The following is a 20518-nucleotide window of genomic DNA, read 5'->3' as shown; positions in this document are numbered from 1 at the left end:
AGGTCAGGGTTGTCTGGCATGGCTTTGGGAGCGGTAGCCAGGGGCGGGTCGGTTGTTTACCCAGCCGCGCAGTTATGGAGTTTAGGCACGATCTAAGGGTTCCGTGATTTATTGCGAATAATTGGCTTGAAACATTGACGTAGCACGGGTTTTCGACCCTGCGACATATTGTGCCGATGAGCCTTGCAAGGCGCGGGCAGGCGGCGCCAGAATGCCGTCATCTGCCCCGCCGAAGTAAGGAAGCCCGATGCCCGATCCTGTCGCTGCGAGTCTGCGTCTTGCGCCTGAAGCCCTGACCCGGCCGTTTTCCGCCGAACAGTTCGCTTTTTCCACCACCAATGATCTGGAGCCTTTTCGCGGTGTGCTAGGCCAGGAACGTGCCGTCGAAGCCTTGCAGTTCGGCGTCGCCATGCCACGTCCCGGCTACAACGTGTTTGTCATGGGTGAGCCCGGCACCGGGCGTTTCTCTTTCGTGAAGCGTTACCTCAAGGCCGAAGGCAAGCGCCTGCACACGCCGTCGGACTGGGTCTATGTCAATAATTTCGACGAGCCCCGCGAGCCGCGGGCCCTGGAGCTGCCGGCCGGCAGTGCCGGTGCGTTCATCAGCGATATTGGTGGCCTGATCGACAACCTGCTGGCCACCTTCCCGGCGGTCTTCGAGCACCCGTCCTACCAACAGAAAAAAAGCGCCATCGACCGCGGTTTCAACCAGCGCTACGACCGTGCCCTGGATGTGATTGAACGTGCCTCGCTGGAAAAGGACGTGGCCCTTTACCGCGACAGCAGCAACGTCGCCTTTACGCCCATGGCCGACGGCAAGGCGCTGGACGAGGCGGAGTTTGCCCAGTTGCCGGAAGCCGAGCGCGAACGCTTCCATGACGATATCTCCGCCCTGGAAGAGCGCCTCAACGAGGAACTGGCGAGCCTTCCGCAGTGGAAGCGAGAGTCGAACAATCAGCTGCGTCAGCTCAATGAGGAGACCATCACCCTGGCGCTTCAACCCCTGTTGGCGCCGTTGTCGGAGAAGTACGCGGAAAATGCGGCCGTGTGTGCCTACCTGCAGGCCATGCAGGTGTACCTGTTGCGCACGGTGGTCGAGCAACTGGTCGACGACAGCAAGAGCGATGCCCAGGCGCGCAAGCTGCTTGAAGAACAGTACGCACCGAGCCTGGTCGTCGGTCACCACGCCAGTGGCGGCGCACCAGTGGTATTCGAGCCGCACCCAACCTACGACAACCTGTTCGGCCGTATCGAATACAGCACCGACCAGGGCGCGCTGTACACCACCTATCGGCAGCTGCGCCCGGGTGCCTTGCACCGTGCCAATGGCGGTTTCCTGATTCTGGAAGCCGAGAAGATGCTCGGCGAGCCCTTCGTCTGGGATGCACTCAAGCGCGCGCTGCAGTCGCGCAAGCTGAAGATGGAGTCGCCGCTGGGTGAATATGGTCGCCTGGCCACCGTCACTCTCAATCCGCAGATGATCCCGTTGAACATCAAGGTGGTGATCATCGGTTCGCGCCAGTTGTACTACGCACTTCAGGACCATGATCCGGACTTCCAGGAAATGTTCCGGGTGCTGGTGGACTTCGACGAAGACATTCCCATGGTCGACGAGAGCCTGGAACAGTTCGCCCAGTTGCTAAAGACCCGTACCAGCGAGGAGGGCATGGCGCCGCTGAGCGCCGATGCGGTCGCCCGACTGGCTACCTACAGTGCCCGCCTGGCCGAACACCAAGGGCGCCTGTCGGCACGTATCGGTGATCTGTTCCAACTGGTCAGCGAGGCGGACTTCATCCGCCACCTGGCCAACGATGAGATGACCGATGCCGGGCACATCGAACGGGCACTCAAGGCCAAGGCCACGCGAACCGGCCGGGTGTCGGCGCGAATCCTCGACGACATGCTGGCCGGCATCATCCTGATCGACACCGAAGGCGCAGCAGTCGGCAAGTGCAACGGCCTGACCGTGCTGGAAGTGGGCGACTCGGCCTTCGGTATACCGGCGCGGATTTCTGCCACGGTCTATCCCGGTGGCAGCGGCATCGTCGATATCGAGCGTGAGGTAAACCTCGGCCAGCCGATCCACTCCAAGGGCGTGATGATCCTTACCGGTTACCTGGGCAGTCGCTACGCCCAGGAATTCCCCCTGGCGATCTCGGCAAGTATCGCCCTGGAGCAATCCTACGGTTACGTGGATGGTGACAGTGCGTCGCTGGGAGAGGCCTGCACATTGATCTCGGCCTTGTCGAAAACCCCGCTCAAGCAGTGTTTCGCCATCACCGGATCGATCAACCAGTTCGGTGAAGTGCAGGCAGTGGGCGGGGTCAACGAGAAGATCGAAGGCTTCTTCCGCTTGTGCGAGGCACGCGGCCTGACCGGTGAGCAGGGCGCGATCATCCCCAAGGCCAACGTCGCCACGCTGATGCTCGACGAGCGGGTGCTGCAGGCGGTGCGTGCGGGCATGTTCCACGTCTATGCGGTCAGCCAGGCCGATGAGGCGCTGAGCCTGTTGGTAGGGGAGCCGGCCGGTGAGCCCGATGCCGAGGGCGAGTTCCCCGAGGGCAGCGTCAACGCCCGGGTGGTGGAGCGCCTGCGGGTGATCGCCGAAATGATCAGCGAGGAGGACCTCAAGGAAGCCGAGAAGGAGCAGGCCGAGCAAGCCCTGGCCCAGGTCAAACCGTCCTGAGTCAAATAATCGGCGCCGCAGCGGGTCTGACCGCTGGGCGCCGGTTTTTCCACGCACTATCGGAATTCTTCTATCCTGATAAACAGGGAGTGTAGTCGCTAAAGGATCGAAACAGCCTTGCCCGCAAGGCTGAACAAGGGTTTACCGAGGGACGTCGCCATGCCGCGCAACCTCAGCCTCACCCGCCAATGCCTGGGCCTGGTGACCCGCATTGAATGCAGTATCCGCCCACTGGCCGGCGACAACGGCATGTGGACCCTCCTGTTTGCCGCCGGCATGGCTGGCGAGCAACCTTCGGCCATCAAGGCCCAGGGGCCGTTTCATGGGCCCTTCGTGGCCGAGTCGGTCCTCAGTGCCATTGTCGACAGCCTCACCCTGCACGGTTATCAAGTGGCCGACGATCCACAGATCTGGTGCGTGCACCTGCAAGCCCAGCTACGCCGGATCAATGGTGAACGGGTCCATCACGTCGGCGACTTCCAGTTCCATCCGGAAACCTGAGCCGTCTGGGCGTCACGCCTGTGGCAGCGTGCCACGGGCTTTTTCTGTCATGGCTGGCTGTTATACTCGCGCTCGCTTTTTGGCCACCTGACGAGTTTTCAATGGAACGTATTATCGAAAATGCGATGTATGCCTCGCGCTGGCTGCTCGCCCCGATTTATTTTGGTCTGTCGTTGGGCCTGCTGGCGCTGGCGTTGAAGTTCTTCCAGGAGATCTTCCACGTCCTGCCCAATGTCTTCGCCCTGGCCGAAGCAGACCTGATCCTGGTGCTGCTGTCGCTGATCGACATGGCACTGGTGGGTGGCCTGTTGGTGATGGTGATGATCTCGGGTTACGAGAACTTCGTCTCGCAGCTGGACATCGACGAAGACAAGGAAAAGCTCAACTGGCTGGGCAAGATGGACTCTTCTTCGCTGAAGATGAAAGTTGCAGCCTCCATCGTGGCGATTTCCTCGATTCACTTGCTGCGGGTGTTCATGGACGCGCGCAATATAGAGACCCAGTACCTGATGTGGTACGTGATCATCCACATGACCTTCGTGGTATCGGCCTTCGCCATGGGTTATCTGGATAAGCTGACCAAGCACTGATTCAGAGGCTTGGCGCAGTTCCAGACCGCCCGTCCGTTGCAAAACGGACGGGCGGTTGCGTTTTTACCTTGTGCTTTGCCTCGTGCTGTACGAAAAATGAACGGTCACTCGAAGTGCCAGTCACGAGGTATCGCAATGAACCTTCTACAACTGAACACCGAGGCCAGGGCTGGTCATGTCGAAGAGCTCAACCTGATCGCCATCGAAGGCGGTGATTACATTCTCGAAGCTCGCGTAAAAGGCCATGCGCATCCCCTGTCGGATACCCGCGGCGAGCGCCTTAAAGTCCATTCGGTAGTCGATGCGCAGCGCCTGCTCAATGGTTTGCCGGCCGTGCCGTTGCACCTGGTGCATTGGTCGATGGACGACGAGATGTGCGGGGGAGACGTCACCGGTGACGGCGACCTGAAAATACCGATGCCCCGCCGTTCCGCCTGGTAGCTGATCTGCTTTGCCGCAGTGTGCTAGGCTGCTCGCCCTTTTCATAAAGGGCGCGGTTGTCGTGCGCCCTGCTGCGGAGCAAACAAATGTCCGAAATCAACCTGTCTACCGACGAAACCCGCGTCAGCTACGGCATCGGCCGTCAACTGGGTGGTCAACTGCGTGACAACCCGCCACCGGGCGTGAGCCTGGAAGCCATCCTCGCCGGTCTGACCGACGCCTTCAACGGCCAGGACAGCCGCGTCAGCGAAGCCGACCTGTCTGCCAGCTTCAAGGTCATTCGTGAAATCATGCAGGCCGAAGCCGCCGCCAAAGCCGAAGCGGCTGCTGGCGAAGGCAAAGCTTTCCTGGCCGAGAACGCCAAGCGTGACGGCATCACCACCCTGGCATCGGGCCTGCAGTTCGAAGTGCTGACCGCTGGTGAAGGCGCCAAGCCAAGCCGCGACGACAGCGTTCGCACCCACTACCACGGTACCCTGATCGACGGCACTGTATTCGACAGCTCCTACGAGCGCGGCCAGCCAGCCGAGTTCCCGGTCAGCGGCGTGATTGCCGGCTGGACCGAAGCCTTGCAACTGATGAACGCCGGCAGCAAATGGCGCCTGTACGTTCCGAGCGAGCTGGCCTACGGTGCTCAGGGCGTTGGCAGCATTCCGCCGCACAGCGTTCTGGTATTCGACGTCGAGTTGCTGGACGTCCTGTAATACCTGATCGCGGGGCAAATTCGCTCCTACCTGTAGGAGCGGGTTTGCCCCGCGGTTTTTGTATCAGTTCCACTCGGTCCCACCTCCTGGGCGCAACGCCCGGGCATAGCAGAACAGGAACAGGTTCCTCACCAGCTCCTTGAGCACGATTGGCTCACTCGAATTCAAGCCGTTGAGATCCAGGTCGCCCTGGTCGCGAAGTTCGTCCAGTGCTTCTTCTTCAAGCACGGCACAGACCTCGCCGGTTTCCCGGTGCAGGATGCGCAGGTATGGATGGGGGCGGTCAAGCCAGGCGTCTATCAGATAAGTCATGGCTATTCTCCTTGGAAGCGCCCAATGAGAATAATTCTTATTATCAAAATAGCAAGTGCCTATTGGCAGAAAATTGCCGCCGTGTGCTTGCGCGGCGCTTCGAGGCTGGAGGCCAGCCCCGAAACCATTGGGGTTCAGACCTTGCGGACGAACTCCGACTTGAGCTTCATCGGGCCGATGCCATCGATCTTGCAGTCGATGTCATGGTCGCCATCGCACAGGCGGATGTTCTTGACCTTGGTGCCGACCTTGACTACCAGCGACGTGCCCTTGACCTTCAGGTCCTTGATCACGGTGATGGTGTCGCCGTCCTGCAGGACATTGCCCACCGAATCCTTCTTGACCGCTTCGTCGCTCACTGCTTCGGCGTCACCGGCGGCAGACCACTCGTGGGCGCATTCGGGGCAGATCAGCTGGGTGCCGTCTTCGTAGGTGTATTCGGAGTTGCATTTAGGGCAGGGTGGCAAAGTGCTCACTAGGGTTCCTCAAGACGTACAGGTACAAAGCCTACATTGTATAGGGTTTTGTCCGTCAGAGGTTAGTCGGGCCCATCGAGCGATGGGCCACAGGGCAGGCTCAGTGGGTACGGGCGACAGCGAATTCGCTCAATTCCACCAGGGCGTCGCGGTATTCGCTGGCTGGCAGCACGTCCAGGCAAGCGATGGCACGGGCCACGTAGTCGCGTGCCAGTTGCGCGGTGTAGTCCAGGGAGCCCGAAGCTTCAACCGCAGCGCGGATGCTTTCCAGGTCTTCGATACCACCTTTCTGGATCGCCTGGCGAACCAGGGCGGCCTGTTCGGCAGTACCTTCACGCATGGTGTAGATCAGCGGAAGGGTCGGCTTGCCCTCGGCCAGGTCGTCGCCGACGTTCTTGCCCAGGGTCTGTGCATCGCCCTTGTAGTCGAGCAGGTCGTCGACCAGCTGGAAGGCCACGCCAAGGTGGTCGCCGAACGTGCGCAGGGCTTCGCTCTGCTCAGTTGTGGCCTGGGCCAGGGCAGCGGCGCTGTGGGTCGAGGCCTCGAACAGCATCGCGGTCTTGCCGCGGATGACGTCCATGTAGACTTCTTCGGTGGTGCTGGCGTCGCGGACCTTGGACAGCTGCAGGACTTCACCTTCAGCGATGACCCGGGTGGCCTTGGAGAGGATCTGCATGACCGGCATCGAGCCCAGTTCGACCATCATCTCGAACGAACGCGAATAGAGGAAATCACCGACCAGTACGCTCGGCGCATTGCCCCACAGGGCATTGGCGGTGGAGCGACCACGGCGCATGCCCGACATGTCGACCACGTCGTCGTGCAGCAGGGTGGCAGTGTGCAGGAATTCGATGGTGGCGGCCAGCAGGCGCAGGTCATCGCCTTCGCGGCCCAGTGCCTTGCCGCACAGCAGCACCAGCAGAGGGCGCAGGCGCTTGCCGCCAGCCGAAGTAATGTAGTCGCCGATTTTCGATACCAGCGGTACACGCGAAGTCAGCTGTTTCTTGATAATCTCGTCAACGGCGCTGAAGTCGTCCGCTACCGCGCGGTAGAAAGCTTGGGGTTGCATCGGCCACAGGTGCTCCATAAAGGTTGCGCGGCATGCTAGGTCGCGGGTCCCGGCCTGTCAAGGCGCGGTCCCGGCGGGCCGGGGGCGGGACTTGCAAGGGGCGGGCGGCTTGCGTACAATCGCGCACCCTGAACTTCCTGGGCAGCACCTGCCTTACGCAATTGCACTGGGCCGTTCCAGCCCTATGCAGCCATGCCAGCCAATACTCTTCCTATAAAGAGCTGGGTGAGCAGGATTATCGGAGAAATACCATGTACGCAGTAATTGTTACCGGTGGCAAGCAGTACAAAGTCGCCGAAGGTGAATACCTGAAAATCGAAAAACTGGAAATCGCCACTGGCGAATCCGTGACTTTCGACCGCGTTCTGTTGGTTGCCAATGGCGACGACGTGAACATCGGCGCTCCAGTCGTTGCTGGTGCCAAGGTTGTTGCTGAAGTGATCTCGCAAGGTCGTCACGACAAAGTGCGCATCATCAAGTTCCGCCGCCGTAAGCACCACATGAAGCGTATGGGCCACCGCCAGTGGTTCACCGAAATCAAGATCACCGGTATTTCGGCGTAATCGCCTAAATCCCATTTCTGGAGAATTGAACCATGGCACACAAAAAAGCTGGTGGTAGTACCCGTAACGGTCGCGACTCAGAAGCCAAACGCCTTGGCGTGAAGATGTATGGCGGCCAGGCTATCATTCCTGGCAACATCATCGTCCGTCAGCGCGGCACCCAATTCCACGCTGGCTACGGCGTTGGCATGGGCAAGGATCACACCCTGTTCGCCAAGATCGCGGGTAAGATCAAGTTTGAAGTAAAAGGCGCCTTCGGTCGTCGTTACGTGAGCGTTGTCGCCGAGTAATCGCGCGAACGCTGGAAAAGCCCTGTCTCGCGACGGGGCTTTTTCGTTTGTGGGGTGAGTCTCTTGCAAAGCTGTTTGTATGGGCTGCCGGCGCTGGTGTTTCGGTCGTTGACGGGGGCCGCCGCGCTCACTTTTGCAAGAGCCTTATGTCTTTGTGTCACTCAGCTCGTCCAGCTGACGAGAGGCGGTTTTTATGAAGTTTGTTGACGAAGTATCGATCCGGGTCAAAGCCGGTGACGGCGGTAACGGTTGCATGAGCTTCCGCCGCGAAAAATTCATCGAGAACGGCGGTCCCAACGGCGGTGACGGTGGCGACGGCGGCTCGGTGTTCATGGTCGCCGATGAAAACCTCAACACCCTGGTCGACTACCGCTACACCCGACATTTCGAGGCCCAGCGCGGCTCCAATGGCGGCAGCACCGACTGCACCGGCAAAAAAGGCGACGACCTGATCCTGCGCGTGCCAGTCGGCACCACCGTGATCGACTCCGCCACCCAGGAAGTCATCGGCGACTTGGTCAAGCCAGGCCAGAAGCTGATGGTGGTCCAGGGCGGCTGGCACGGCCTGGGCAACACCCGTTTCAAATCCAGTACCAACCGTGCGCCACGCCAGACCACCCCGGGCAAACCCGGCGAGCAGCGTGACCTGAAGCTGGAAATGAAAGTACTGGCCGACGTTGGCCTGCTGGGCTTGCCGAACGCCGGCAAGAGTACCTTCATCCGCTCGGTATCGGCCGCCAAGCCGAAAGTCGCCGACTACCCGTTCACCACCCTGGTGCCGAACCTGGGCGTGGTCAGTGTCGATCGCTGGAAAAGCTTCGTCATCGCCGACATCCCCGGCCTGATCGAAGGCGCTTCCGACGGTGCCGGCCTGGGTATCCGCTTCCTCAAGCACCTGGCCCGTACCCGCCTGTTGCTGCACCTCGTCGACCTCGCGCCGCTGGATGAAAGCAGCAGCGCCGACGCGGCTGAAGTGATCGTCAACGAGCTGACCCGCTTCAGCCCGTCGCTGGCCGAACGTGATCGCTGGCTGGTACTGAACAAGACCGACATGCTGATGGACGACGAGCGTGACGAGCGCGTCAAGGAAGTGGTCGAGCGTCTGCAGTGGGAAGGTCCGGTCTATGTGATTTCGGCCATCTCCAAGCAGGGTACCGAGCAGCTCAGCCGCGACATCATGCGCTACCTCGAAGACCGCGCCGACCGCCTGGCCAACGACCCGGCCTACGCCGAAGAGCTGGCCGACCTGGATCAGCGCATCGAAGACGAGGCCCGTGCCCAGCTGCAAGCCCTGGACGATGCCCGTGCCCTGCGCCGCAGTGGCGTCAAGAGCGTTCACGACATCGGCGACGACGATGACGACTGGGATGACGACGACGAAGACGGTCCGGAAATCATTTACGTGCGCGACTGATTCGTTGCAGTACACTAAACGCCGCTCTCTGGAGCGGCGTTTTAGTATCTAAAGATCTCTATAGGTTGGAAGAAGATGCGGAGCAAGGTGACGGGTGCGCAGCGCTGGGTGGTGAAGATCGGCAGTGCCCTGCTGACAGCAGATGGCAAGGGGCTCGATCGTACGGCCATGGGCGTCTGGGTCGAGCAGATGGTGGCGTTGCATGAGGCGGGTGTCGAGTTGGTACTGGTATCGTCCGGGGCGGTTGCCGCCGGGATGAGCCGCCTGGGTTGGTCCAAGCGACCGAGTGCCATGAATGAGCTGCAAGCGGCAGCCTCGATTGGCCAGATGGGCCTGGTGCAAGCCTGGGAGTCGAGTTTCGCCGAGCATGACAAGCACACCGCGCAGATTCTCCTGACCCACGACGACCTGTCGGATCGCAAGCGCTACCTCAACGCGCGCAGTACCCTGCGCACGCTGGTGGAGCTGGGCGTGGTGCCGGTGATCAACGAGAACGACACCGTGGTGACCGACGAGATCCGTTTCGGCGACAACGACACCCTGGCTGCCCTGGTGGCCAACCTGGTCGAAGCCGACCTGCTGGTGATCCTCACCGACCGCGATGGCATGTTCGACGCTGACCCGCGTAACAATCCCGATGCCCAACTGATCTATGAAGCCCGTGCCGACGATCCGAGCCTGGATGCGGTGGCGGGCGGTACCGGTGGCGCACTGGGCCGTGGCGGCATGCAGACCAAACTGCGTGCTGCGCGTCTGGCGGCCCGGTCCGGTGCCCATACCATCATCGTCGGTGGTCGCCTGGAGCGCGTACTCGATCGCCTCAAGGCTGGCGAGCGCCTGGGTACCTTGCTGTCGCCCGAGCGCGGCATGTTGGCCGCGCGCAAGCAGTGGCTGGCCGGGCACCTGCAGACCCGCGGCACCCTGGTGCTCGACGCCGGTGCCGTGCAGGCCTTGCGTCAGGCCAACAAGAGCCTGCTGCCGGTCGGCGTCAAAACCGTGCAGGGCAGCTTTCGCCGTGGCGAAATGGTCGTTTGTGTCGGCCCGGATGGCCTGGAAGTCGCCCGTGGCCTGGCCAACTACAGCGCCCTTGAAGCGCAGAAGATCATCGGCCAGTCCTCCGAGGCCATCGAAAGCCTGCTGGGCTACATCGCCGAGCCTGAGCTGGTTCACCGCGACAACCTGATTCTGGTCTGAGGAAACAACCGTGTTCAAAGGGATGATTGCAGCGGCGCTGCTGGCATTGCCGGCAGTGGCTGCGGCCGAGGAAATCGGTCAGGTGTCGACCGTGTTCAAGTTCGTCGGGCCAAACGACCGCATCGTGGTCGAGGCGTTCGACGATCCGAAAGTCGAGGGTGTGACCTGCTACCTGTCCCGTGCCAAGACGGGCGGAGTGAAGGGCGGCCTGGGCTTGGCCGAAGACCGTGCCGAAGCCTCCATTGCCTGTCGCCAGGTAGGGCCAATTCGCTTCAAGGAGCAGCTCAAGGACGGTGACGAGGTGTTCAAGGAGCGCACCTCGCTGGTGTTCAAGACCATGCAGGTGGTGCGCTTCCTGGACAAGAAGCGCAACACCCTGGTCTACCTGGTGTACTCGGACCGGCTGATCGAAGGCAGCCCGCAGAACGCGGTGACGGCGATTCCGATCCTGCCCTGGCCGCAGCAATAATCATCGCGGGGCAAGCCCGCTCCTACTGGTGTAGGAACGGGCTTGCCCCGCGATTGCGTTAGACCGAAGCCGCTTCCTCTTCCTCGCGCACCACCGCCTTCACCTCATCCAACCGGCTGATGAACTTCCAGTCGGCCTCGTCGATGTAGATGCCGTTCGGCCCGCTACCGCCTTCCAGGTCGATGGCGACATGCGCCGAGACCTGCGGCTTCACACTCGCCAGAATCGGCACGAAGCCCAACTGCAAGCTGGTTTCCAGCAGGGCGGCCTGGTTGCGTTCGTCGATGTCTGCCGCTTCGTCCAGGTAGTACGGCAGGCGCACGCGACCGGCGAGGTCGCGGTCCATCAGGTGCAGCAACAGGTACATGTTGGTCAGCGCCTTGATGGTCATGGTGGTGCCGTTGGACGCCGCACCGTCGATGTCGGTGTGGATCACCGGCTGACCGTTGACCTTGGTGATCTCGAAGGCCAGCTCGAACAGGTCCTTGAGGCCCAACTGGTTGTGGTTGGCCGCTACCAGTCGCGCCAGGTACTCCTTGGCTTCCTCGTTCTTGTTGTCCTGCTCGGCACTGGCGCTCAGGTCGAACACCGACAGGGTCTCGCCTTCTTCGTACTGTCCGGCGCTGTGGATGATCTGGTCGATGTGCTTGAGGGCTTCCTTGTTCGGTGCCAGCACGATGCGGAAGCTCTCGAGGTTGGACACCTGGCGCTTGTTGATCTCGCGGTTGAACAGCGCCAGCTGGTGCTCGAGGCTGTCGTAGTCGCTGCGGATGTTGCGCAGGGTCCGGGCGATGTCGGTGACCGCCGCACGGCGCGCCTTGCCCAGGGTCAGGGCTTCGTCGGTGCGGTGCGCGTAGGCGTTGATCAGCAGCTGCAGGCGGCGCTCCATGTCGTCTTCGCTGTCGAACTTGGCCACGCCCTTGAGGCGAACCTGGGCGTACAGCGCCTCGATCTGGCCATCGACCCGCAGCAGGCCCTGCCAGCTGTCCTGGTAGTCGTTGAGCAGGGGCAACAGGTTGTCCATGGAGTCGTCCACCGGCTCCATGAACGGCGTACCGAACGGCAGGTCGGCCGGCAGCAGCTGGCGGCGGCGCAGGGCGTCGTCGAGGGTGCGCTGCTTGGCTTCCATGTCGGCGATCTGGCGGCCAACCAGTTGCAGCTTGGCCGACAGTTGCTGGACGCGTTCGGTGAAGGCATCGCTGGAACGCTTGAGCTCGTCCTGGGCGGCTTCCATCTGTGCCAGCTGTTCGAGCTTGTCGCCTTCTTCGGCAGACAGTGTCTGGGTGCGACGGAAGTCTTCCAGGGCCTTTTGCGCGTCCAGTACCTGTTGGTACAGGGTTTCGGTCTGGGTCTTGCTCGCGGCGCGGTCGGCGACCACGGCCTGCTGGGTCTTGAGCTGCTTGAGCTCCTTTTCCAGGCGCTCCTTCTGGTCGCGCAGGGCGGCGCGGTCGGCCAGGGCCTGCAGCGCTGGCGGCTCGATGTGCGAGAGATCGATCGACAGCCCCGGAGCCTCGAAACGCTCGCCCTTGAAGCCGTCGAGCACGGCCTCCAGGGATTTGACCCACAGGTCGCTGTCGTCCAGCTCGATGCCGCGCTCACCCAGCGGCAGGCTGAACAGCGCGCCGTTGAACAGGCGCATCAGGCGCTCGACATCCTGCTGGGAGAATTCTTCGCGCAGGCGGGCATAGCTGTTGTTGTCAGCATGGTCGAGCTGCTGCTTGACCGACTTGAGGCGTTTCTCCAGGTCGCGCAGGCGCTCTTCGAGGTCTTCGGCGCTGAACTGGCGAGACTGCGCCAGGGCACCGGCCAGTTCGTCGTGGGCATCCTTGGCGGCCAGCAGTTGCTGCTCCAGCACCTTGACGTCATCGACCAGGGCGAAGCGGTGCTTGAGTACCGACAGCTCGCCGAGCCAGCGCTGGATACCAGTGATTTCGCGCTCCAGGCGCATCAGCTCCTGGGTGCCGCCACGCTGGTCGTTCTGCAGGCTGTCCTGTTCGTTCTTGTAGTGCTCGGCCTGGATTACCAGCTCTTCCTTGCGGGCGCTGGCGTAGTCCTGCCAGGTGCCCAGCAGCGAGTCGAGCAGCGGCGACAGGCGATGCAGCTTGCCGCGCAGGATGTCGCGCTGGGCCACGCCGTTGGCCAGGGCCTCGACCAGCGGGCCGGCAGCGACCAGGGAGTTGTAGTCCTGCTCCATGCGGCGCACGTCGCGGAAGGCCTCCTCGCAGGCGGCGATGTAGTCGACGCTGCCCGAGCGCAGGCTGTGCTCGAAGGCATCGAGGAACAACTGCTTGAGCTTGGCCGCGGTGATCTCGCGCATGTGCAGCAGGTTGATGAACAGTGCGCGGAAGGTCTTCAGGCTCTGCTCGCTGGTGGAGCGCAGCGGGATCAGGGTCAGGTCCAGCGGGATCGAGGTGTGGCCACCGACCAGCAGGCGACGCAGCTCGTCAGGTTTGAGTTCGTAGGCCTTGAGGCCGTTGCGCTCCAGGTTGCTGAACAGCTCTTTCTGGCGCAGGCAGGTGTCGTTCTTCTGGTAATGGGCCAGGTCCAGTTCGCCGGCATAGGCGAAGAACTGGTGGCCGAAGCCGCCACCCGGGCCGCGGCCGACCACGCCGATCACGTGCGGGCCGTGGGGCAGGTTGACCTCGCAGAGGATGTAGCTGGTGTCGCTGGCAAAGTAGAAGCGCCGGGACTGTTCCAGGCTGTACTTGCCGAAGCTCATGTCCGACATGCGCGCCAGGATCGGGAACTGCAGGGCGTTGATCGAGGCGGATTTACCCAGGTTGTTGGCGCCGTAGACCGACAGCGGGTGTTCCAGCGGGAACAGGCCCAGGCTGTAGCCGGCGGTGTTGAGCAGTGCAAAGCGGCGAATGCCGTAGCGTTCCTGGCTCATGCATCAATCTCCTGTTGCTCTTCGGCGATGGCGCGGGCCAAGGCGTCTTCTTCACTTTCCTCGAACGGGCTCAGGTCGAGCGGGTCGTCGGTCCGGTTCAGCACTTCGGGGCTTTCTTCTTCGACCAGTACTGGCGTTGGCAGCGGCAGGGTGCTGTGCAGGCTGGCGGCGAGGTCGCGGTCCTGCTGCACCGACAGGCACACGTCGAGGAAGCGGTGCATTGGGGGCAGGAAACGGTAGATACCGTTCTCTTCGTGGGCAAAGCCCAGCTGGGTCATGCGGCGCATGATCTTTTCTTCCAGCTCGTCCGGGGTCTGCACCTCGGCCTGGATGAACAGGTCGCGGTACTTTTCCAGCATCGAGGGCAGCTCGTCACGGCCCAGGCTGCCACCGTCGAGCACCGACATCGGGTCGCGGCCCTGGTCGGCCAGGTGCTCCACCAGGATGAAGGTGAACAGCGACAGGCGCTGGGCTGTCTTGTTGACCTGGGCGGCGGCCTGGTCGGGAACGAAGTAGTAGAAGCCGCGGGTGTCGCACACCAGCTCAAAGCCCAGGGCCTTGAACAGGCCGCGGTACTGGTCCTGGAAGTTCGACAGCTGGCCGTACAGTTCCGGGTCGCGGCGACTGATGTGAAAGCCCTTGAACAGCTCGCGGAAGATCGGTGCGAGCTGGGACAGTTCGGAAAGATCAAGATGCATGGGCAGGGCTCGCAGTTGGTTCAGGCGATGGTTCGCGGCTGGATGTCAGGGCGAAGGAACGCAGGCTGACCAGGTGTTCGCGGGTGGTGTATTCGCGGCGCTCGAGGCGTTCGCGGGTAAAGCGTTTTTCCCGCGACAGGCGCGAGAACCAGTACAGCAATTCGTCGGTGGCGCCGTCGGGCTCCTGGTCCAGCAGCCAGACCATCAGGTCGGGCAGTGGCAGGGCGCTTTCGCAGCGCTGGAGCATTTCCTTGACCGTGCGCGGCGCTTTCGGGCTGTCGCCACGGTTGCTCTTGTGGGCCTTGGGGAACTGCGCAGGCTTGGGCTCGAAGCGGGCCAGTGCATAGACGTAGGCCTCGACCTGGCTGGCGCTGCCCAGGAACGTGCTTTGCGGGCGGGTGAACATTGGCATGGCCGCTTGCGGTACGGCGTCCAGGCCCTTGCGGCGGATCACCGACAGGGCCAGGGCGGCGCCACGGGTCACGGCGTTGTGGCGGCGGGCTTCTTCACGCAGCGGCAGCAGCAGTTCACGGGCATGGCGCAAGGTCAGCTGGGCGCTGGTCTGCATTTCAAGGATGCGCGCGTGGGTGCGCAGGAGCATGTCGTCGTCGACCAGATGGCCCAGGCGCGCCTGTTCGCCCAGCAGGCGCAGCAGCACGGTCTCGACCTTGCGCACGCCTTGCTCGAAGGCGCCGTCGGCGTTCACCAGTTGGATCATCGGTTCGACGTACTCGTCCCAGGTCGCCAGTACTTCGGCATAGCGCTGGCGCAACGGAATCTGCCGGTCGCTGGTCTTGGCCCGTTCGGCCACGGCGACCAGGGCCTGTTCGTCGTTGTCGAGTTTTTTCAGCACGTCGCGCACGCGCATGTCGAGCAAGCGCAGCTGGCGGGCCAGGTCGTTGCTGTCACGAATCTCGAAGGCGTCCTGGATATGCCCGGCCAAACGCTCCAGGTGGCGCAGGTAGGCTTCGATCTCAAGGCACAGGCCCAGGCGGTGTTCGCGGCGCAGGTAGGCGAGGAAGTCGTGGATCTGCGCATTGAGCTCGAATCGGTTGGGGCTCTTGGCCACCGGCACCAGGATATCGAGGCGAATCCAGACGTCGAGCAGGCTGGTGATGTCCTGGGGCGTGCTCTCCAACTGCTGGTTGGCCAGTTGCTGGCGCAGTTCGCCGAGGCTCAGGGTGCCTCCGTCGAAGCGCTCGCACAACGGCTCAAGCAAGGCCCAGTGTTCGGCTAGGGCGCGCAGGACGCGCTTGGGTTCGATCATTGGCGGGTCGACTCGTTGCCAAATAAAAGCGCCGATTGTACTGCATCAAGTGCCTGTCGATTCACCCCCTGATCGATTCGCGCGGCATCCCGGCGGATTTGTGCCGATCAACAGCGGCGCAGCGCGGCGAACAACGTTAGAATGTCGCCCCTGACTTATCCACAGATGGCCGACCCTTCTTGTTAATCGAGTCCCGCCGCCGCGCTTACCTCAACGCCATGCAAGTGGTGCACTGGCTGCCACGTGCCGAACTGCCGTTCGCCGCACCGTCGCGTCTGGAGCTGTTGCAGCCGGTGGCGCCGCTGGACGAGCCGGCGCTCGAGCCGCAGGTGCAGGTGCCCGCTGCGCAGGTCGCAGTGCCCAGCGCACCGGCAGCACGCACGGGCGAGCGACCGAAGATCGAGATTCCGCGCCCTGGCACCACGCCCAAACTGGCCGGCAAACCGGTGGAGGAGGCCGAAAAGGCACCCGCTCCAGCGCGTCCGGCCCCGGTACCGCCACCGCGATTCGCACTGCAGCTGCTGCGTGCCGGCAACTGCCTGCTGCTGGTGGAACTCGCCACCGGCGAGCCATTTCAGAGCCGCGACCCGTCGTACCTCCTGCTCAAGGACATGCTGCGCGCCGCCGGGTTGCCCGACAGCCCGCAGATCATCGGAGAGCCGGTGCGTTGGCCGTTGCTGGTGCGTGGCAACCTCGACCAGGGGCCCCAGGCGGCCACCGATTTCGTCCAGGGCTTTATCCAGGCCCGGCTCGAAGAGTCGCCCTGTGTCTGCCTGTGGCTGGTCGGCCTGCCTGCCGTGCGTTTTGCCGGCGAGGCGGATGCCGAAAGTTATTACCGCGAGCTGCCGGTCGAGGGCCTGGGCACTGCCTGGGCCTTGCCTGGCCTCGAACTGTTGATGGACGAGCCGCAACGCAAGGCGGACGTCTGGCAAGCCATGCGCCGGCTGATGGCGCGCTGGAAACCAAGCGATGAGTGACACAATCAGCTTCCGCCGGATGACCGAGGCGGATCTGGATGCCGTACTGAAGATCGAATACGCCGCCTTCAGCCACCCCTGGACTCGCGGGATTTTCCTCGACGGGCTCAAGTCCTATGAAATCTGGCTGATGTTCGAGGGCGAGCAACAGGTAGGCCACGGCGTGATCAACGTGATCATCGACGAAGCCCATCTGCTCAACATCACCGTCAAGCCCGAAAGCCAGGGCCGTGGCCTGGGCTTGCGCCTGCTCGAAGAGTTGATGAGGCGTGCCTACGCGCTCAACGGCCGCGAGTGCTTCCTCGAGGTGCGGGCCAGCAACCAGTCCGCCTATCGCCTGTACGAGCGCTACGGCTTCAACGAGATTGGTCGTCGCCGCGACTACTACCCGATTGCCGGTGGCCGTGAAGACGCACTGGTCATGGCCTGCACCCTGTTCGAATAACGCCTTAGCGCTCGGGCTTGCCGTCCAGCGGGTCGCGCCGGGCAAGCTCGGCTTCATCCAAGCCGTTGCCGCCGCCAATGTCGTCTTCATCGACCAGGCTCAGGTCCCAGTCGGCGGGGTTGTCTTCGCCGGCTTCAGTGGCCGAGCGGGCCCCGTCTTGGTGAATCAGGGTCTCCGGGCTCAGGTCATCGTCGGTGGGTGCGTGGTCATCGCTTGATGCGCCGGTCATGCCGGCTTCGCGTACGCGCTCGGCGGGCATCAAGTGCTCGCGCTCCTGATCGGGAATCAGGTCGCCGATTTTTTCGCTGGGCGTATCATCGTCGAAGTCCAGGCTTTCCATTGAACCCATGCGGTCTTCGTTGGTGTCGATGGGCGCGGGTTCCGGGGCGTGGGGTGGGCGTCTTGATTCGTTCATGGGGGCTATTCTCCTGCGGGTGCCTGTCTTTCGGTGGACCGGGCCCCGGCGGGAAGATTCAAAGGCGTGACCCGGACGGGGCCATGCCTGTCACAAGATGCGCATCAACCATGAGGCTTGAACATGCACGACCTACAAGAACTGATTGATAACAACGCGCGTTGGGCTGATGCAATCAAGCAGGAAGACCCGGATTTCTTCGCCAAGCTTGCCCGCCAGCAAACCCCTGAATTCCTCTGGATCGGCTGCTCCGATGCCCGTGTACCGGCCAACGAGATCGTCGGCATGTTGCCCGGTGATCTGTTTGTCCATCGCAACGTGGCCAACGTGGTGCTGCACACCGACCTCAATTGCCTGTCGGTGATCCAGTACGCGGTGGACGTCCTCAAGGTGAAACACATCCTGGTGACCGGCCACTACGGCTGCGGCGGGGTGCGGGCATCGATGCAGGACCGTCAGCTGGGCCTGATCGATGGTTGGCTGCGCTCGATTCGTGACTTGTATTACGAAAACCGGGTAGAGCTGGGCAAGCTGCCCACCGAAGAGGAACGTGTCGACCGCTTGTGCGAGCTCAATGTGATCCAGCAGGTGGCGAACGTCGGTCACACCACCATCGTCCAGAATGCCTGGCACCGTGGCCAGAGCCTGTCGATCCACGGGTGCATCTACGGCATCAAGGATGGTCGCTGGAAAAGCCTCAACGCGACCATCAGCGGCCTGGACCAGTTGCCCCCGCAATACCGCCTGCGTCCGCAAGACTGACCCGTAGCCGCAGCCTGACGGCAGCGGCTACGATGTCATGAGGACAAGGGGGGAAGGGATGATGAACCTGTGGAGCAAGGTCGGACTCGGCACTGGCGTATTATTGGCTGGGCTGTGCAGCGCCCATGCCGACCCGCGCGATCTGTACATGTTCGCGCAATGGGCCGGCGACCATGAAACCCGCGCCTTTCGCGAAATGCTGGTGGATGCACGCCTGTACGGGGTGGTGCCGATCTACCAGTTGCTGCGCTCGGCCAGCGACTGGCGGCTGTGTCGCGCCGAGCCCTTTGCCGTGGCCCCCGCGAGCCAGTGGCCAGCGGTGCGCTCCACGGTGCAATTGCTCAAGACCCTGGGGGATCAGGGTATCTTGCGCCAGTTCGAGGTGGTCTCGGCCTATCGCGACCCGCAGCTCAATCGCTGTGCTGGTGGTGCGCTGGCCAGCGCCCATACCCGGGCCTTCGCCGTGGATGTACTGCTGCCGCGCTGGACCGATCCCACGCCGCTGTGCACTTTCTGGCAAGCCCACGGCAAGGCCTGGAACATGGGCCTGGGGCGCTATCCGTCGGGCCGCATTCACATCGACACGGCGGGGTTTCGCACCTGGGGCGGGGACTTCAGTGCCAACTCTTCGTTCTGCGCCTTGCCGGTGGCGGGCAAGCCTCAGAGCAAGTGAGCCAGGCAGGCCTGCGCTTCTGCGCTGACCCACTGGGCAAAGCGCCGGCAGGTGTCGTCGGCCAGGATCGGTCGCGGGCACAACAGGACGTAGCCCGATTGATCCTGCACAAAGCTGCGCGGTGCCTGCAGCTGGCCGCTGTCGATTTCATCCTGGACCATCAGGAACGAGGCCATGGCCACGCCCAATCCTGCCACGGCCGCCTGGATGCACAGGTAGAAGTGTTCGTAGTCGGTGCGGCTGGCGCCATTGGCCGACTCGCCACTCAGACGCAGCCAGGTGTTCCACGCCCCCGGGCGTGAGGCGCTGTGCAGCAGGCGCTGCCCGTCGAGGCTGGTGTCGGGCAGGGGCAGGTTGACGCTGCACACCGCCCCCACCCATTCATCGCAGATCTTCAGGCTGTGCAGGTCGGCATCCCAGCGAAAGTCATCGCGGCGCAAGGCCAGGTCGACGCCGCTGCGCGAAAAGTCGATGGGCCCGCCAGCCGCCACCAGGTGCAGGTGAATATCGGGATGTGCGGCATGAAAGGCCGGCAGGCGCGGAATCAGCCATTTCATGGCGATGGTCGGTTCGCACGACAGCACCAGCACGTTCTCCCGCGCTTGTTGCTGCAAGCGGTACACCGTGCCTTCCAACTGCTCGAAAATCGACTGGGTGGTGCCGTGCAGGGTGCGCCCGGCTGCCGTCAGGAAGATCGCCCGGTTGCGCCGTTCGAACAGTTGCACGCCCAGTGATTCTTCCAGCAGGCGCACCTGGCGGCTGACCGCACCGTGAGTGACGTTGAGCAGTTCGGCAGTGCGCACGAAGCTCTGGGTCTGGGCGGCGACGTCGAAGTAACGAAAAGCGGTGAGTGCAGGCAGTTTCATATCTGTGAGAAAAACTAGCGGATTTCCTACACTATAAATCGCTTTTGGCCAGCCACTGAGCTTTCGATAATGGGCATGCACGGTGCTATCTGTGCAATTGCCTAGCAGATCGAGGAGCTTTTCGTGAATGAACTCATAGCCGTTGCCCTGTTCACCATCCTGGCGGTGATCAGCCCCGGCGCCGACTTTGCCATGGTCACCCGCAGCAGCTACGCCTTCGGCCGCCGCGCCGGGCTGTCGGCCGCGCTGGGCATTGCCCTGGGCGTGCAGGTCCATGTGCTGTACACCGTGTTTGGCATCGCCGTGATCATCAGCCAGACACCGGCGTTGTTCATGGCGATGAAGGTGCTGGGGGCAGGGTATCTGGTCTACCTGGGCTACAAATCGCTGACCAACACCACGCGAATCTCGCTCGATGACAACGATGGCTCAAGCCGGCTGGGGGTAGTGGCGGCCTTTCGTTCGGGCTTTTTGACCAACGCCATGAACCCCAAGACTATGTTGTTCGTGGTCAGTGCCTACACGCAGGTGGTGCAGCCCGGCAGCTCGCTGGCCAGCAGCCTGGGCTACGGCCTGTTCATGTCGTTGGCGCATGGGGTGTGGTTCAGCCTGGTGGCGATCTTCTTCTCGTCGCACGGTTTGCGCCGGATCATGCTCGAGCGTCAGATCCTGGTCGACCGGGTGATCGGCGTGGCGCTGATCGGTTTGGGCCTGGCGGTGGTGATGGCGAGCGTGCGCTAAGCGTTTCGCGGGGCAGGCCCGCTCCCACTGTATTGAGGTGGGAGCGGGCTTGCCCCGCGAAAAATCAACGCATAA

At 62.6% G+C, this 20518-nt stretch carries 23 protein-coding genes; 15 read left to right on the top strand and 8 right to left on the bottom strand.

Features of this window, described 5'->3' with window-relative positions:
- The first annotated feature begins 247 nt into the window (after positions 1–247).
- The 5 genes from ABVN19_RS19205 (at position 248) to ABVN19_RS19185 (ending at position 4922) form a co-directional block, all read left to right on the top strand.
- Complete coding sequence (locus ABVN19_RS19205) at positions 248–2686, top strand: ATP-binding protein (RefSeq protein ID WP_028944042.1); 2439 nt, start codon at positions 248–250, stop codon at positions 2684–2686.
- A gap of 159 nt (positions 2687–2845) precedes the next feature.
- Positions 2846–3187, top strand: coding sequence for a hypothetical protein (locus tag ABVN19_RS19200; protein ID WP_028944043.1), 342 nt, complete (start codon positions 2846–2848; stop codon positions 3185–3187).
- A 101-nt stretch (positions 3188–3288) separates the two neighbouring features.
- Positions 3289–3777 carry a TIGR00645 family protein gene (locus ABVN19_RS19195; protein ID WP_028944044.1) on the top strand — a complete coding sequence of 163 codons (489 nt, stop codon included), beginning with the start codon at positions 3289–3291 and terminating at the stop codon, positions 3775–3777.
- Between the two features lie 135 nt (positions 3778–3912).
- On the top strand, positions 3913–4218 hold the full coding sequence (locus tag ABVN19_RS19190) for a DUF6482 family protein (RefSeq protein ID WP_105641664.1): 306 nt from the start codon (positions 3913–3915) through the stop codon (positions 4216–4218).
- Between the two features lie 86 nt (positions 4219–4304).
- Complete coding sequence (locus ABVN19_RS19185) at positions 4305–4922, top strand: FKBP-type peptidyl-prolyl cis-trans isomerase (protein ID WP_028944046.1); 618 nt, start codon at positions 4305–4307, stop codon at positions 4920–4922.
- Positions 4923–4985: 63 nt separating this feature from the next.
- On the opposite strand, the gene ABVN19_RS19180 is transcribed toward ABVN19_RS19185, so the two are convergent.
- The 3 genes from ABVN19_RS19180 to ABVN19_RS19170 form a co-directional block, all read right to left on the bottom strand.
- Entirely contained in the window at positions 4986–5234 is a 249-nt protein-coding gene (locus tag ABVN19_RS19180; RefSeq protein ID WP_028944047.1) for a hypothetical protein, read from the bottom strand.
- Between the two features lie 134 nt (positions 5235–5368).
- Positions 5369–5710 (bottom strand): zinc ribbon domain-containing protein YjdM, encoded by a 342-nt coding sequence (locus ABVN19_RS19175; RefSeq protein ID WP_028944048.1) that lies wholly within the window; start codon positions 5708–5710, stop codon positions 5369–5371.
- A 100-nt stretch (positions 5711–5810) separates the two neighbouring features.
- On the bottom strand, positions 5811–6779 hold the full coding sequence (locus tag ABVN19_RS19170) for a polyprenyl synthetase family protein (RefSeq protein WP_028944049.1): 969 nt from the start codon (positions 6777–6779) through the stop codon (positions 5811–5813).
- A 251-nt stretch (positions 6780–7030) separates the two neighbouring features.
- On the opposite strand from ABVN19_RS19170, the gene rplU reads away from it, so the two are divergent.
- From rplU to ABVN19_RS19145, 5 genes are all read left to right on the top strand, one after another.
- A complete protein-coding gene (gene rplU, locus ABVN19_RS19165) occupies positions 7031–7342 on the top strand; it encodes a 50S ribosomal protein L21 (RefSeq protein WP_010225695.1) in 312 nt (103 codons plus the stop codon).
- Between the two features lie 32 nt (positions 7343–7374).
- Positions 7375–7632: a 50S ribosomal protein L27 gene (gene rpmA, locus ABVN19_RS19160; protein ID WP_010225698.1), complete on the top strand. Its 258-nt coding sequence runs from the start codon at positions 7375–7377 to the stop codon at positions 7630–7632.
- A gap of 193 nt (positions 7633–7825) precedes the next feature.
- Positions 7826–9046, top strand: coding sequence for an Obg family GTPase CgtA (gene cgtA / locus ABVN19_RS19155; protein WP_028944050.1), 1221 nt, complete (start codon positions 7826–7828; stop codon positions 9044–9046).
- A gap of 75 nt (positions 9047–9121) precedes the next feature.
- Positions 9122–10240 (top strand): glutamate 5-kinase, encoded by a 1119-nt coding sequence (gene proB / locus ABVN19_RS19150; protein WP_028944051.1) that lies wholly within the window; start codon positions 9122–9124, stop codon positions 10238–10240.
- 22 nt (positions 10241–10262) lie between these two features.
- Positions 10263–10709 carry a CreA family protein gene (locus ABVN19_RS19145; protein ID WP_105641682.1) on the top strand — a complete coding sequence of 149 codons (447 nt, stop codon included), beginning with the start codon at positions 10263–10265 and terminating at the stop codon, positions 10707–10709.
- A 58-nt stretch (positions 10710–10767) separates the two neighbouring features.
- Here the strand turns inward: ABVN19_RS19145 and mksF are convergent, their stop codons facing one another.
- The 3 genes from mksF to mksB are packed head-to-tail and all read right to left on the bottom strand — an operon-like array spanning position 10768 to position 15564.
- On the bottom strand, positions 10768–13599 hold the full coding sequence (mksF, locus tag ABVN19_RS19140; RefSeq protein ID WP_105641663.1) for an Mks condensin complex protein MksF: 2832 nt from the start codon (positions 13597–13599) through the stop codon (positions 10768–10770).
- Positions 13596–14297, bottom strand: coding sequence for an Mks condensin complex protein MksE (gene mksE, locus ABVN19_RS19135; RefSeq protein ID WP_028944054.1), 702 nt, complete (start codon positions 14295–14297; stop codon positions 13596–13598). The genes mksF and mksE overlap by 4 nt, the downstream gene beginning before the upstream one ends.
- A complete protein-coding gene (mksB, locus tag ABVN19_RS19130) occupies positions 14287–15564 on the bottom strand; it encodes an Mks condensin complex protein MksB (RefSeq protein ID WP_028944055.1) in 1278 nt (425 codons plus the stop codon). The genes mksE and mksB overlap by 11 nt, the downstream gene beginning before the upstream one ends.
- A gap of 179 nt (positions 15565–15743) precedes the next feature.
- On the opposite strand from mksB, the gene ABVN19_RS19125 reads away from it, so the two are divergent.
- Both ABVN19_RS19125 and rimI read left to right on the top strand, forming a co-directional pair.
- Positions 15744–16541 carry a hypothetical protein gene (locus ABVN19_RS19125; RefSeq protein ID WP_028944056.1) on the top strand — a complete coding sequence of 266 codons (798 nt, stop codon included), beginning with the start codon at positions 15744–15746 and terminating at the stop codon, positions 16539–16541.
- The gene (gene rimI / locus ABVN19_RS19120; RefSeq protein WP_028944057.1) at positions 16534–16986 is read left to right on the top strand and encodes a ribosomal protein S18-alanine N-acetyltransferase; all 453 of its coding nucleotides are present in this window, start codon (positions 16534–16536) and stop codon (positions 16984–16986) included. The genes ABVN19_RS19125 and rimI overlap by 8 nt, the downstream gene beginning before the upstream one ends.
- Before the next feature lie 4 nt (positions 16987–16990).
- Here the strand turns inward: rimI and ABVN19_RS19115 are convergent, their stop codons facing one another.
- A complete protein-coding gene (locus tag ABVN19_RS19115) occupies positions 16991–17401 on the bottom strand; it encodes a hypothetical protein (RefSeq protein ID WP_028944058.1) in 411 nt (136 codons plus the stop codon).
- 123 nt (positions 17402–17524) lie between these two features.
- Here ABVN19_RS19115 and can point away from each other — a divergent pair, with 123 nt between their 5' ends.
- Together can and ABVN19_RS19105 are read left to right on the top strand one after the other, a co-directional pair.
- Positions 17525–18163, top strand: coding sequence for a carbonate dehydratase (gene can, locus ABVN19_RS19110; RefSeq protein ID WP_028944059.1), 639 nt, complete (start codon positions 17525–17527; stop codon positions 18161–18163).
- A gap of 58 nt (positions 18164–18221) precedes the next feature.
- Positions 18222–18836, top strand: coding sequence for a D-Ala-D-Ala carboxypeptidase family metallohydrolase (locus ABVN19_RS19105; RefSeq protein ID WP_245219071.1), 615 nt, complete (start codon positions 18222–18224; stop codon positions 18834–18836).
- On the opposite strand, the gene ABVN19_RS19100 is transcribed toward ABVN19_RS19105, so the two are convergent.
- The gene (locus tag ABVN19_RS19100; RefSeq protein ID WP_105641662.1) at positions 18824–19702 is read right to left on the bottom strand and encodes a LysR substrate-binding domain-containing protein; all 879 of its coding nucleotides are present in this window, start codon (positions 19700–19702) and stop codon (positions 18824–18826) included. The genes ABVN19_RS19105 and ABVN19_RS19100 overlap by 13 nt on opposite strands.
- Positions 19703–19825: 123 nt before the next feature.
- Between ABVN19_RS19100 and ABVN19_RS19095 the strand changes: the two genes are divergently transcribed.
- Positions 19826–20443, top strand: a complete 618-nt coding sequence (locus ABVN19_RS19095) for a LysE family translocator (protein ID WP_028944062.1) — start codon at positions 19826–19828, stop codon at positions 20441–20443.
- Positions 20444–20518: the final 75 nt, after the last annotated feature.

Origin of the sequence: Pseudomonas vranovensis, assembly GCF_040438935.1 — a bacterium.
In the GTDB taxonomy this organism is placed as follows: Bacteria; Pseudomonadota; Gammaproteobacteria; order Pseudomonadales; family Pseudomonadaceae; genus Aquipseudomonas; species Aquipseudomonas vranovensis.
Note: the sequence above shows the minus strand (reverse complement) of the source record. Positions and strands in the feature narration are given on the sequence as shown.